The sequence below is a fragment of the Endozoicomonas atrinae genome (genome assembly GCF_001647025.1).
GTDB classification, from domain to species: Bacteria; Pseudomonadota; Gammaproteobacteria; order Pseudomonadales; family Endozoicomonadaceae; genus Endozoicomonas; species Endozoicomonas atrinae.
In genome coordinates this window covers 15,991-30,060 of record NZ_LUKQ02000053.1, presented here as the reverse complement: position 1 = coordinate 30,060, position 14,070 = coordinate 15,991, and the positions used below count along the sequence as shown (strand labels likewise).

The 14,070-nt window shown below is 47.5% G+C and carries 10 protein-coding genes and 1 pseudogene; 5 read left to right on the top strand and 6 right to left on the bottom strand.

Going from position 1 to position 14,070, the window contains the following annotated elements; genetic code table 11:
- Window positions 1–190 (top strand): annotated as a pseudogene (locus tag AK963_RS35245) (IS630 family transposase); the annotation flags it as partial.
- A 302-nt stretch (window positions 191–492) separates the two neighbouring features.
- Here the strand turns inward: AK963_RS35245 and AK963_RS09895 are convergent.
- Both AK963_RS09895 and gad read right to left on the bottom strand, forming a co-directional pair.
- A complete protein-coding gene (locus AK963_RS09895) occupies window positions 493–1,443 on the bottom strand; it encodes a LysR substrate-binding domain-containing protein (RefSeq protein ID WP_066015287.1) in 951 nt (316 codons plus the stop codon).
- A gap of 296 nt (window positions 1,444–1,739) precedes the next feature.
- Window positions 1,740–3,134: a glutamate decarboxylase gene (gene gad / locus AK963_RS09890; protein ID WP_066015286.1), complete on the bottom strand. Its 1,395-nt coding sequence runs from the start codon at window positions 3,132–3,134 to the stop codon at window positions 1,740–1,742.
- Window positions 3,135–3,880: 746 nt separating this feature from the next.
- Here gad and deoC point away from each other — a divergent pair.
- The 4 genes from deoC to deoD all read left to right on the top strand — a co-directional run bounded on the left by deoC (window position 3,881) and on the right by deoD (window position 8,024).
- Window positions 3,881–4,657, top strand: coding sequence for a deoxyribose-phosphate aldolase (deoC, locus tag AK963_RS09885; RefSeq protein ID WP_066015285.1), 777 nt, complete (start codon window positions 3,881–3,883; stop codon window positions 4,655–4,657).
- 1 nt (window position 4,658) lies between these two features.
- Complete coding sequence (gene deoA, locus AK963_RS09880; RefSeq protein ID WP_066015284.1) at window positions 4,659–5,978, top strand: thymidine phosphorylase; 1,320 nt, start codon at window positions 4,659–4,661, stop codon at window positions 5,976–5,978.
- Window positions 5,979–6,001: 23 nt separating this feature from the next.
- Window positions 6,002–7,237 (top strand): phosphopentomutase, encoded by a 1,236-nt coding sequence (locus AK963_RS09875; RefSeq protein ID WP_066015283.1) that lies wholly within the window; start codon window positions 6,002–6,004, stop codon window positions 7,235–7,237.
- Window positions 7,238–7,319: 82 nt separating this feature from the next.
- Window positions 7,320–8,024 carry a purine-nucleoside phosphorylase gene (deoD, locus tag AK963_RS09870; RefSeq protein WP_066015282.1) on the top strand — a complete coding sequence of 235 codons (705 nt, stop codon included), beginning with the start codon at window positions 7,320–7,322 and terminating at the stop codon, window positions 8,022–8,024.
- Between the two features lie 129 nt (window positions 8,025–8,153).
- Here the strand turns inward: deoD and AK963_RS09865 are convergent, their stop codons facing one another.
- The 4 genes from AK963_RS09865 to AK963_RS09850 form a co-directional block, all read right to left on the bottom strand.
- Entirely contained in the window at window positions 8,154–9,653 is a 1,500-nt protein-coding gene (locus tag AK963_RS09865) for an ATP-binding protein (RefSeq protein WP_066015281.1), read from the bottom strand.
- A gap of 483 nt (window positions 9,654–10,136) precedes the next feature.
- Window positions 10,137–11,627 (bottom strand): ATP-binding protein, encoded by a 1,491-nt coding sequence (locus tag AK963_RS09860; protein WP_066015280.1) that lies wholly within the window; start codon window positions 11,625–11,627, stop codon window positions 10,137–10,139.
- A 192-nt stretch (window positions 11,628–11,819) separates the two neighbouring features.
- Complete coding sequence (locus AK963_RS34880) at window positions 11,820–12,461, bottom strand: META and DUF4377 domain-containing protein (RefSeq protein ID WP_066015279.1); 642 nt, start codon at window positions 12,459–12,461, stop codon at window positions 11,820–11,822.
- A 180-nt stretch (window positions 12,462–12,641) separates the two neighbouring features.
- On the bottom strand, window positions 12,642–14,006 hold the full coding sequence (locus AK963_RS09850; protein WP_139117335.1) for an OprD family outer membrane porin: 1,365 nt from the start codon (window positions 14,004–14,006) through the stop codon (window positions 12,642–12,644).
- Window positions 14,007–14,070 lie beyond the last annotated feature (64 nt).

Here is a 14,070-nt window from a genome sequence, read left to right as displayed (position 1 = left end):
ACCATTCGCACCGGAGTTAAACAGCTCAGAAAGGCTATGGGAGTGGATGCGGGAGCATGACTTATCAAACAAAGCATTTTCAGGTTATGAAAATATTGTAGATTGTTGCTGTGAAGCTTGGAATAACCTTTGCAGCGAAGCTGGTCGACTGTTCAGTCTGTGCTCCCGTGATTGGGCAGTTATACAGTAGTTAGAAAATTCAATTGGTATTAGATCATACCAATCGAGCTTTCTAACTCTCTATTGCACTGAAGATTTGAGTCTTAATCCTGCGTTGGCGATCGTCGCCATAGCTTAGGCTATGACTCCTCACGCCGCCTTGTCTTAAGGGGCAAATCTTCATGCTCATCACGGGAGTTAGAAAGCACGATTGGTATTACTTATTCGTTGATCTGGAGCCGGTATTTAAGTAATTGCAGATAACTGCGTTCTGTTCGTTGAATCACAAAGGGCTTTGCATATCTTTAACCCCTTGTGATTCAAAGGGCTTACTCAGGGCACGTGATAGCCCATTGGCATTTTCTCATCGTATTGCAGCCAGACTTTGTTCAGCCAGGTTTCAGAGCCCAGCCAGTCCAGAACCCACTTCAGGCCCTGTCCCATATTTTCCTGATTCCAGGCAAGTAGGCAGCCATCATTATAGTGCAGGTTAACAACGTCTTTACGCACCAGAAGCCCTTCTGCGATATAAGGTTTGGCAAAATGGCTTGGCAAAATAGTCGCTCCAAGTCCTCTTAACAGACACTCAATGGCTGCCCGGAAACTGGGGACCAGAAGTACCTGCTGGTTTTCCAGAAGCAGGTTGTAGCCATGACGGAAGAATCGTGACGTATCCTGTATGCAGATGGAGCGGTACTCCTGCAATTCTTCCATGGAGAGCGGCTCTTTACGTTTGGCCAATGGGTGATCCGGGGAGACGACAAAATCCCAGGTCATATTGCCCATTGAACGCCAGGCAAAACGATCCTGGTTAAGAATAGCTTCCGGGATATCCTGAGGGGCGCCAATCACGACCTGACAACGCCCATGGAACAATGAATCCCAGGAACCGTTGTAGACCTCGGTATTGATGACCAGACCTGCCTCAGGGCGCACAGCCTGAAGATCCTGAATCAGGTCATAGACCTTTCCCTGGTTTACCACGTTATCCAGGGCGATACGCAGTTCCTGCTCCCATCCAGTTGCTAATTGTCGTGTACTGTCTTCGAGTTCCTCCAGTGCGGCAAGCAGCTTGTCGGTGTGTTCAATAAAGTGCTCACCCGCCGGCGTCAGCTCAACACGTTTGCTGTCACGGAGGAACAGCTGCACACCCAAACGGTCTTCCAGTTTCCGAACGGTATAGCTGATTGCCGAGGGCACTTTATGCAGATGCTTCGCGGCCGCTGTAAAGTTACGAAAATGGGCAACTGCCCGAACAATCTGTAGCGTTTCCGTTGGAATCATAGAAGGCTGTAATGGGTTGAGTAGATAAGGTTGGCAATAATACCTGATCAGCGCTGGTTCTTTTCAGATTTTTTCATTATCTGCACACTCCTGCGCATCAGGAGTGTGCAGGGCAGGTTATACCAATTGCACTTTCTAACTCCCTATTGCGCAGATGGCCTGAAGCGTATTCCTGCGTTAAAGCTCCTCGCCATAGCTACGGCTATGACTCGTCACTTCGCCTTTATGCCCTTTAGGGTATTGTCTTACACTCCAATCCATCATGCTCATAACGGGTTTAGAAAGTTTAATTGGTATTAATTGTGGTTATAGCCAGAAGAGTCCTCGGCATTTCCGGGCTCTTGAACCGGATGTTTCTCAAAGTAATCAAGGCAACGTTTCAGGTCATCAACCAGCAGGTCGGCCAGATCATGGGTAAACCCATGACGAACCAGGATGCGCATGATGACAAGGTCTTCACGGTTTGCTGGCATGGAATAGGCGGCGATCTGCCAGCCCCGGCTGCGGATACGATCCGAAAGGTCATAAAGATTGAACCCGGGGTTTAACCCTTTTTTCAAAGACCAGCTCATGGCCGGTATGCCACCCTTGCCATTATAAATAATGTCAAATACGCCCAGCTTTTCGATCTCTTTGCTAAGGTATTGAGCGGTTTCATAGCAGGCCTGTTGTATACGACGATAACCTTCTTTGCCGAGTCTCAGGAAAATATAGTACTGTGCGGCAATCTGTCCGCCGGGCCGGGAAAAATTCAGAGCAAAGGTTGGCATGTCACCGCCAAGATAGTTTACGCGGAAAATCAAATCCTCGGGCAGGTCCTCCTTGTCGCGCCATACGACCCAGCCTACGCCAAGGGGGGCAAGACCAAATTTATGCCCAGATGCGTTGATGGATTTAACCCGTGGCAACCTGAAGTCCCACAGAAGATTGGGTTCGCAGAATGGAGCCAGAAAGCCACCACTGGCCGCATCAACGTGTATGGGAATATCCAGGCCAGTGTCCTGTTGGAGTTTATCCAGTGCCTTACTGACGGCTTCTACCGGTTCGTATTGACAGGTAAACGTGACCCCCAGGGTTGGCACGACACCAATCGTGTTTTCATCGCATCGCTTAATCACTTCTTCCGGGCTCATGATTAATCGGTCCCCTTCCATGGGAATTTCCCGGAGTTCGATATCCCAGTAGCGGGCAAACTTATGCCAGCAGATTTGTACCGGGCCGCAAATCAGGTTGGGCTTATCCGTTGGCTTTCCCTGTTGCTTCATTCTTTCCTGCCAGCGCCATTTCAATGCCATACCTCCCAGCATGGCTGCTTCACTGGAACCAGTGGTGGAACAACCAAGGGTGTTCATGGCATCTGGTGAGTTCCACAGGTCGGCAAGCATATGAACGCAGCGGCTTTCCAGCTCGGCTGTTTGTGGGTACTCGTCCTTGTCGATCATGTTTTTGTCGACACACTCGTCCATGATTTTGTGTACTTCTTCATCGACCCATGTCTGGCAGAATGTGGCGAGATTCTGGCGGGAGTTACCATCCAGCATGAGTTCGTCATGAACCACCTGAAAAGCATGTCTTGGCTCCTGCTGCTTCTCCGGCATTTTATATTTGGGCATGCTGATGGAAAGATCGGACGATGCATAAACATCGTCGACCAGATTATCCAGAATATCATCGCGGTAATGCAGAGGCATGATGTACGCTCCGGGACATGGTGGCATGTACCTGCTGAATGCTGGTGTTGTGAGCGCTTGTGAAATCGAACGGTGAAGGCCATGTTATCACTCGTACAAACACCAACGCTTCAGAGGTTTCAGGAAAAGACAGGATGCAGAATGCAGTGCCTGATATCAGGCTCTGCATCAAGAAGCTTTCTGGAGTATAGACAGGAATTGTCGCTTTGATGGGGAGAGCTGCTTCCAGAAAGAAAGGAGCAATAGTGAGGGGTATTGAAACCGTTCAAAATCATAGAATGGGCATCCTGATTTTGTTGATATACCCTGGTGTTTTGAGTCGTTAGTATTCGTCCGTCGTTCCATGGCGATACTGGCGGGAACCAGTATGGCTGGCTGAAATAAGCACGAACTATTACCGTTGCCTGTTCCAATAGGTCGATGCTTCAGCAATGGACGAATGAGACTGCAGTATGCCCTGCAGCCTCAGGTGGATGATCAGCAAAAACCCCTGTCTTGTTACAGGGGTTTTTTGTATCTGTCGAAAATACAAGTCATCCCAGCTTTTCTGAATTCGAATCACTATGAAATAACGTTTCTGGCCATCTGATGTATTTGGTCTAGCAGGTTATTCATAAAAGGGTTTGGGCCACGGGTTGGTATACTATTAATACAGGCTCCACTGAGCAATGAACGGAAGAGGTGCTTCCCGTTCATTGCTATTCTCAACTACCAGTCATTGCCAATTTATCCAGAGGGATTGCCCCATGACCGATCTTAATGCCCGTAGCCGTCAGGCTCTGCAATTGATGGATCTTACATCCCTGAATGATGATGATACCCCTGAGAAAATCATTGAACTCTGTCATCAGGCGCATACAGAAGCCGGCAATACGGCTGCTGTCTGCATTTACCCCCGCTTCATCCCTGTTGCCCGTAAAACGCTGAACGCCCTTGGCCTCAACGACGTTACGATTGCCACGGTAACCAATTTCCCTGCGGGTGGTGATGATATTGATATCGCTGTCGCAGAAACCAGAGCTGCGGTTGCCTATGGTGCTGATGAAGTTGACGTGGTATTCCCATACCGTGCTCTGATGGCTGGCAATGAAGAAGTCGGTGCTGAACTGGTTCGTCGCTGCAAAGATGCCTGTGGTGCCAATGTACTGTTGAAAGTGATTATTGAAACCGGTGAGCTGAAAGATCCTGCCCTGATTCGTAAGGCCAGTGAAATCTCCATCGCTGCCGGAGCCGACTTCATTAAAACCTCCACTGGTAAGGTACCGGTCAATGCAACCCCGGAATCAGCCCGCATCATGCTGGAAGCAATCCGTGACAGTGGCAACACTCAGGTTGGCTTCAAGCCTGCCGGTGGTATCAAAACCGCAGAAGATGCTGCATTACACCTGGACCTGGCGGATGACATTATGGGTGATGGCTGGGTAAACCGTCGTCACTATCGGTTTGGTGCCAGCAGCCTGCTGGGTAATCTGCTGATTGCCCTTGGTCTGAAACAGGGTGAAGCCAGCAAAGAAGGGTACTGATATGTTTCTTCCACAGGAAGTTATTCGTCGTAAGCGTGAAGGTGAGGCGCTTAGCGAGCAGGAGATTCGCAGTTTCATTGCAGGTGTTACGGATAACTCGGTGTCGGAAGGTCAGATCGGTGCTCTCGCCATGGCCGTGTACTTTCAGGGGATGAATATTGATGAGCGAATCGCCCTGACCTGCGCCATGCGTGATTCCGGAGAGGTGATGGACTGGTCGTCAGACCATCTCCCCGGGCCCATATTGGATAAACACTCCACCGGTGGTGTTGGCGATGTCGTCAGTCTGATGCTTGGTCCCATGATTGCGGCCTGTGGTGGTTTTGTACCCATGATTTCAGGTCGTGGTCTTGGGCATACCGGGGGCACACTGGACAAACTGGACAGTATTCCCGGCTATACCACCAGCGCCTCAGAATTACTGTTTCGCAAAGTAGTCAAAGAAACCGGTGTCGCCATTGTCGGCCAGACCGGAGAGCTGGCACCTGCGGACAAACGCATTTATGGTGTCCGCGATGTGACGGCTACGGTCGAATCCATTGCCATGATCACCGCATCCATTCTCTCGAAAAAACTGGCGGAAGGGCTGGATGCCCTGGTGATGGATGTAAAGGTGGGCAGCGGTGCCTTTATGCCAACCTTCGAGCAATCAGTGGAGCTAGCACAGAGTATCGTTCAGGTAGCCAATGGGGCCGGTGTGAAAACGACGGCATTGCTGACGGATATGAACCAGTGCCTTGCTTCCTCTGCAGGAAATGCAGTTGAGGTTCGAGAAGCCGTGCAATTCCTCACCGGTGAATATCGCAATGAGCGCCTGCTGGACATTACCATGACTCAATCAGCAGAACTGCTGGTATCCGGAGGCCTGGCTGCCGGCGTTGAGCAGGCCCGGGAAAAACTGCAGTCAGTACTGGATAATGGTCAGGCGGCTGAAGTTTTCGGCAGGATGGTGCACGGCCTGGGTGGCCCGTCCGACTTTGTCGAACGATATAGTAGTTACCTGCCCATTGCTGCCATCGTTAAGCCGGTTTATACAGATAAAGAAGGCTATCTTTCAGCAATGAACACCCGGGAAGTGGGGATGGCCGTGGTGCAGTTGGGTGGAGGGCGAAAAGTCGCTTCTGATACGATTGATTATGGAGTAGGCTTCACTGAAATTTGCCGGTTGGGTGACAGGATTGATCCTTCGCAGCCGATTGCCATGCTCCATGCCAGTTCAGAAGCGTCATGGAACCAGGCAGCAGATATGCTTCGCGGTGCTCTAACTGTTGCTGAGCAGGCGCCGCAGCCCCATTCTCTGGTATACAAAAAACTGTCATAACCATGGCAGGTCAGGAGTAGCGAATGAAACGTGCAATTATCCTTGTGATGGATTCATTCGGTATTGGAGCCACTGAAGACGCTGATAAATTCGGCGATGTTGGCTCCAATACAATTGGACATATTGCCCAGGCTTGTGCCGATGGCGACGCAGATATTGGTCGAAAAGGACCGTTAACCCTTCCGGAGCTGTCCAGTCTAGGCCTGGTACACGCGTCAAGGGATGCCTGTGGTGAATTTCCCAAGGGCATGGTCAATGATATGCCGATTATCGGTGCTTATGGCTACGCCAAAGAACTCTCCAGTGGTAAGGATACACCCAGTGGCCACTGGGAAATGGCAGGCGTTCCGGTGCTGTTTGACTGGGGCTATTTTCGCGATGAGAAAAACAGCTTCCCGCAGGAACTGCTGGATGAGTTGATTGAAAAGGCCAAACTTCCGGGGGTGCTCGGTAACTGTCATGCCTCTGGTACCAGTATTCTGGAAGAGTTGGGTGAAGAGCACATGAAAACCGGCAAGCCGATTGTCTATACATCGGCTGACAGTGTCTTTCAGATTGCCTGCCACGAAGAAACGTTTGGGCTGGATCGTCTGATTGAAGTCTGCCTGATTGCCCGTGAGATTCTGGAGCCTTACAACATCGGACGTGTTATTGCCCGCCCATTCATTGGTGATGACGCAGGAGACTTCCAGCGTACGGGTAACCGTCGGGACTTTTCTGTACTGCCTCCGGCGCCTACGGTACTGGATAAACTGGTGGCCAGTGGTGGAGAAGTTGTCAGTATTGGCAAGATTGCCGACATCTTTGCCAATCAGGGGATTACCAAAAAGGTAAAGGCAACCGGTATTCCTGCCCTCTTTGAAGCAACCCGCGAAGCATTGATTGAAGCGGGTGATCGAACGATAGTCTTCACGAATTTTGTGGATTTTGACTCTTCATTTGGTCACCGCCGGGATGTAGCCGGTTACGCTGGAGCGCTGGAGCAGCTGGATGCCATGCTGCCCGACCTGTTTTATTACATGGGCGACGATGATCTTCTGATTATCACTGCAGACCATGGTTGCGATCCAACCTGGCCAGGAACGGATCATACCCGTGAACATATTCCTGTTCTGGTATTCAGCAAAAAGCTGATTCCATGTGCTCTGGGTCAGCGGGAAACCTTTGCAGATATCGGGCAGACTCTGGCCAGTTACTTTGAACTGGAACCCATGGACTACGGCACATCATTTTTGCCTGAGATCTTTGAGCAAGGTTAGGCCATAGCCAGCTATCCGCATCAAGGAGTCATCTTTCTTTGATGCGTATTGATCGTCGTGTTTTATCGAGAACGAGGATTTAATCGTGACACCTCATATTAATGCCAAGCCTGGAGCCTTTGCTGATGTCTGCCTGATGCCTGGTGATCCTTTGCGGGCCAAGCATATTGCAGAAACCTTCCTGGAAGGTGCCGAACAGGTAACGGATGTGCGCAACATGCTGGGCTTCACCGGTACCTACCAGGGCGTCAGAGTGTCTGTCATGGGCTCAGGTATGGGTATTCCTTCGGCATCTATTTATTACAAAGAGCTGATTACTGAGTACGGTGTGAAGAGCCTGATCCGTGTTGGCTCCTGCGGTGCTATTTCCAAGGACGTTCAGGTGCGTGACATTGTAATCGGTATGGGTGCCTGTACTGACTCCAAAGTGAATCGCATGCGCTTCAAGGATCATGACTTTGCTGCGATTGCAGACTATGGGCTTCTGGAAAATGCCGTTAACTCTGCTCGTGCCATGAGCCTGCCTGTTAAAGTGGGTAACCTGTTCTCCGCAGATCTTTTCTATAATCCGGATCCATCCATGTTCGACACCATGGAAAAATACGGCGTACTGGGTGTAGAGATGGAGGCGGCTGGTCTTTACGGCGTTTGTGCTGAGTTTGGAGCACAGGGTCTGGCAATCTGTACCGTCAGTGACCATATCCGTACCGGTGAAGCACTGCCTCCGGAAGATCGTCAGTCAACCTTCAATGAGATGGTTGAAGTTGCTCTGAAGTCCTTGCTGTAACTTAGCATTTATATTGAACCACAGAGATCGCAAAGGGTACGAAACAACGCTTTTCTTTTCCTATGTGCTCTCTGTGGTTCAACAAAGAACCCCTGGCGATGATCAGGGTTCAGATATGAACCAAAGATCCTAAAACTCATTCTCCATTTTGGTATCCGTCAGAACCTGCAGCTTCATTTCAAAAATTTCATTGATGTACTTCTCAAGGCTTCTGAGTCCAGGGTCTTGATCCTGAATGATAAATGCCTCTATTTTTGCTTTTTCGAAGTCCGACAATGCAAAAGTCTTCATGTCTTTAGCTGTTGACTGGTAGCTTTCTTCAAGCTGAGGAATCATCGATTCGAAGGCAATTTCTCTTTTGGCATCTGTAGAAAAACCTTCGAAAACCACTTTGTCCAGGCGTGAAGCCATCGCTTCCAGCTGTGGAATATTTTTACTCAATTCATGAATGTCCGAATTACCAGCCAGAATCACTGTATCCGGTAATCGAATATTGGTTTTCAGGTAAGGGTTGTAAAAGGAGCGGTGTGCCGGGTCGAGCAATTTCAAGAGAAAGCCGATGACCTCTTCAGCCTGTTTATCACTTTTCAATAAAAGCATGTCAAATTCATCAACAAATAACACCTGATTTTTATGGTTAATATCTTTGCTTGAAACCGTATTGGCAATAATCGCATCGACCAGCCGGCCTGCTTTACCATCATAGCTTTCAAAAGGGGTTCCGGTCATATCGTCAATAGTAGCTCCATCAAGGGAGATAACTGCCAGGTTCGTACCCATGGCTTGTGCCAGCTGCTTGGCCGCATAGCTTTTCCCTGTTCCTGGAGCCCCCTGGAAATAGACCGGGTAGTGTCCTTGCGGATGAATATCCATTTTTTGAAATGTGATCTCTGCCAGGGCAAAGCGATTTAACCGGTCAATAAGCTCATCGGAGAAGTGTTTCAGTGCTTCGGTAATTTTTGCTTTGTTGTAAGTCAGAGGCTTTGTATAGAAAGGGAGTCTTAATGCTTTATCCAGGATTTTGTGTAAACGGGTAATGCTTTCACTGCTTGGGCTTTGCCAGAAGGTATAGAACAGCTCATCCTCAATATAACGCTGGGTTCCTCTGTCGAGCAGATTTTTCTTTGAACCATAGGTATAAATCAGGTCTGTTTCTGGAATGGAGGGAGGTAAGGCTGCATAGTAAATTTGAGAGCAAACTGTTGAGATTGGATCCACGAATAATACTGCCGGTATTGCAGCCAATACAGTAAACATCATTTTCGATTCGGCACTAATGGTCTGGAACCATTGCCATAGATACTGGCGATTCCATAATAGCAATGCGACGGGTATTGCGTAGGCCAATACGTGTTCATTGATAGTATAAACGGGATACTCTCTTTTAGCCTGCCAGAGCATCTCTTTTGAGGCTTGCTCACCCTGTCGGATTTTACCGAGAATATTCGTTTTTCTGAAGCTGTCTCTTTTTGGAAGAAAGTCCAGGCGATCAAAAATTCGGTGGGTAGCCATGTACTCACGAATATAATTTAACTGTTGTTGGTCACCCCCAAGACTTCCTGCAATATTCTGTAAGGCTTCAGCTGGGAGGGAGGTCAAAAGAAAAGAGTAAAATATAAGTTTTATCATCCGGAACTTCATAAGAACTCATTTTTTATTCGGATTATTGAGGTTTATCAGATGTTTCATTTCTTAAGAAACAAGAATAGTAGACTCAGTTCACGGTAATTGTTGTATATCTCTCTATCTTTACTATTTTTCGGTACTCGTAAAATATTGGATTCAATTATGCTCTGTTGAATTTAGAGATGGCTTTAAATGAGAGTTGTTAAGGATGTTATACCAATCGTGCTTTCTAACTCTCGTTATGAGCAATAAGTACCCAACCATATGAAATCATATTTTCTGACTCAGTGGTCAGCCACTCCCGGCAACTGCTCCATGCGTTGCTCTAACTCCTGCATCCATGCAGTTGTGCAGTGTTACAGCTACGATCACATGGCTACGGCTATGCTCACTCCGCTGAGTCTTGCATAGTAACTAACCACTAAGCCAGAAATATTCGATTTCATATAATCAGGTACTTAATAGTCACTATTATTTCTACAGAACCTAATGAGCTAAGCGAAAAACACCCGCGTTACGCAGTTGTTGCAGGTTGGTTTCAAAAACCTCATGAGTAAATTTCTCCAGGCTTCGCAAGCCTGGGTCTGTATCACAATGAATAAAATCATCAATTCTGGCCAGATCACCTTCAGATATGGAAAAGTCTGCAAGGTCTTCAGATATTGACTGATAACTCTTTTCCATTTTGGGGATCATCAAATGGAATGCTATTTCCTGCTTAGCCTGATAAGAAAAACCTTCAAACTGGATTCTTTCCAACCTGGAAGCTAGGGCCAGTAGTTGCTGGTTTTGTGTGCTGACTGAATGAATGTCAGTATTTCCAGCCAGTATTATGGTATCGGGTAGACGGATATTGGTTTTCAAATAGGGGCTGTAAAAATATCGATGTGTTGGGTCCAGTATTTTCAGGAAAAATGCCAGAACATCTTGAGACTGTTTATCCCCATCAATAAAGAGCCGGTCAAACTCGTCAATGAGCAGCACCTGATTATGATGGTTTATATCCTGAATGGAAGCTGTATTGGCTACGATGGCTTCTAACAGTAAACCTGGTTTGGCTTCAAGACTGTCAAATGAGGTTCCAATAATGTCATCAATGTTGGCTCCATCCAGAGTGACGGTGGCTAGATTAGTGCCCATTGCATTGGCAAGATGCTTCGCGGCAAATGTTTTTCCTGTTCCTGGTGCTCCATAGAAGTATACGGGGTAGTGACCTTCTGGTTTTGGTGCCATTTTCTGAATCATTATTTCAGAGAAGGCAAAACGGTTTAATCTATTTTTCAGTTCCGTTGAATAATGCCAGAGTTTTTCCTGTGTCTTCTCCTGATTAAACTCCAGTTGTCTGCCGTACACTGGAAGCCGGAGGGCTTTATCCATCACTTTGACTAATTTGTCATATTGATCGCTGTTCTCAGTTTGCCAGAACCTATAAAAGATAGATTCTTCCAGATAAGCTCGGGTAACTTTATCAAGAAGATGCCTTTTGGCACCATACTCAATAACGAGATCTGCTTCTGGCAGACGGGCAGGCTCCTTAATATAATAAATCTGCTCCCCTGCTCCAATAAATAGAAACCCAGCCAGGGTTAACACTACTGGTGATGCACTGGTCAGTACGGATCCAAGCAGTTGGGATGGCAGCTGGCTTAATACCAGTCCTGTGGCAACCAGTGGTATGCCGCCATAGATGCCATATTTTTTCAGTTGAGTGTGAGAGTACTCAATTGAAATATCGGTTAATGCTTTCCTGGTGAATTCCCGACCTTTTTCAACCTGCTCTTCCGGGCTGAGGACGTGATAGTTTGACATGCTTTTAAAAAAGTCGAGCCGGTCGAAAAAACGCTCCTCAGACATGTAATTTCGAATGCCTTTTCTTTGGGACCAGATATTTGTGGATTCTTCGGCATTCACAAGTTTTACGCAGGGGATACTGGTAAATAGAAGGCAGGTAACAAGGGAAATTTGTGAAAGTCTCATTATTCATCCTGAAGCAGCATGATCATCATATTGATTCAATAAAGCTGCTTGGACTTTCTATAATATAATTGGTTCCATGGAACTAGTTATTAGTTAATGCAGTTTCCCGTGGGCGTTGATGATTCTGGTTAATTATGTCAGCTAGGCGAGTCCCCCCCTGAATTAACCCATCTGTTCAGGGGGGATTAGAACTTACTGATTGCCAACCCACTCCTGTTCTACAACCAGGTCCAGTATCCATCGCTTACTGGAAGCGTCAGCAGGAGGGTTTGGGACATCAAACTCTTTGATACGAAGACGATAGGCAGTTCCGGGTTTAAATTCGAAACCTTCGATATTTCCATAAAACAGGGTCCAGGGATCATCTTCAGACTCACGAATCTGCAGACACTCCATTGGGCCGACGCCAGTACAGTGCGTTTTTTCTGGAGCAACATAAATAAAGCGGGTTACCCCATCTTCCATATTGGGCTGTTTTTGAAAAACATAACTGGAAGTATTGGTACTGAGTATCAGTTGATCACCTGACATCTGTACCCTGGGCTTATCACCCAAAAGCTGTTTTAAGGCCTCTTCCTTTTTGGCCATTTCACCATGACACATCATCAGTGTACTGGCGAGCTGCTCTACGACCAGCTGGTCACCATACATTTTGACAGAGCCCATCAGGCGGTTGCACCCGGCATTGGCAGCAATGCGATCTTTTTTGATATCCAGAGTAATGGGTGAGGTTTCTTCTGCAGGGCTGCTTTCCTGCCATCGACCTTCAGGCAATGTGTTACAGGCGGTCAGAAGTACAGACATAACCACAACCCCAAGCTGAGCGATTTTCATTGATAACTCCGGCTGACTACCGATTTAAACGGACGAATCATGACAATTCTCTCTAATTATAGTGTCTATTAGCTATAAAAAGAGTGTCAGCAAATCCAAAACATTGAAGTGAATCAGCAGAATAAAAAAAGCAGCTCAAGAGAGCTGCCTGATGAAACGAATCTGGGGAAGTATCGCTTATCAAATAGCAAAGTTGTAACTTAGCCAGGCTCGCAGGTTTTTTGCCTCGGGCATATCAGCAGCTTGACGGAATGCCTCATCATTCTTGTAGTAGCCATATTGAAGTTTGAAGTCCAGTCCTTTCATTCCCCAATGGGAGAAGTTGTATTTCATGGTCAGGTCATGCTCGTGTTCTGCTACGTCTTTTTCACCCCCATTCACCAATTTGGCTTTCATTCCGGAGCCGTAGAAGAATGTGTAACCCAAGGAGAGTCCTTCAATACCTACTGAACTGAAGTCATATTCTGCCCCAATCAACCAGGCTTTCTCTTTGTTAAAGTTAAAGTCAGATACTATCGCGGAAGTGGGTACGTCCCAGACGCCCTGGGTATTAGCACCGAAGTAGTAGTTGTAATAGCCTATGGCATGGTAGCCATTGCTCTCAGCACTGGATGCTGTATTCGCTTTGGTGTAGTTGAAGGCCGCATTAAACGTCCATGGACCGCTATTCAGGGTTGCATTCAGATTGCCGGATTCCGCCTTGTTGTCAAATGAACCATCACGCTCATCTGTTCCCCAGAGATCTCCATCCTGCTTCGCATAGAAATACATACCGCCTAATGTCAGCTCTGAGCCATCGTAAAGCGGCATCTTGAACCAGACATTGCCGTTATGAGCATTAAGGTAGTTGTCTGCAAGGCCATTACGGTATTGCAGTTCAAGGCTACGCTGGTTTGCCAGCTCGAAGGTGTAGCCCAGCTGCATGCCCATGACCCAGTCGATTTTTTTACCTTCTTCATTGACGATGTGGTGAAAGCCTGACTGAGTTCTCCTGGAAACTTCATTCAGCCAGGCAATCTTGCCTTTGAAGCCATCCATTTCGACGTTCGCATCAACCCCCTGCCAGGCACTGGGAATGGAGCGGGAACCCGATATGGTGATCAGACCGGTCTCAACCAGCTGGCGGCCAATTTTAACGTTTGCGGAGACGCCGTCGTAGCTCTCGGGCAGTTTGAAATCAGCCCATATCTGGCCCAGTTTACCAAAGCCCTCATTTTGACGGTTCAGCAAGTCACTGGAGGCATTTTCCCATGAAAAGTCTTTGGTATTACCACTTTTCATATCCAGCTTGGCTACCCGATAGGCAGAACCACCAACGCTGACAAAGTCTGCAAGATATCCCGTTTGGGCATTCAGCCAAACAGCCCCTGTCCATGCACCTGAAGTTTCATCAGTTGTAGTATTCTCATCATTGAAAAATACGGTCTGAACTTTACCATCGATTTTGGCATCACTGATAAATGAATCATAACTGCCACTGGCCATTACAGGCAGACTGCAAAAAGCAACAGCACAGGATAGTAAAGAGGGTTTTAAACTGGACAAAGTAAGTACCTGCTAAATCAATGAAAGTGATTGAGTGAAGCAAGTATAGATGCTGTGACGGAGG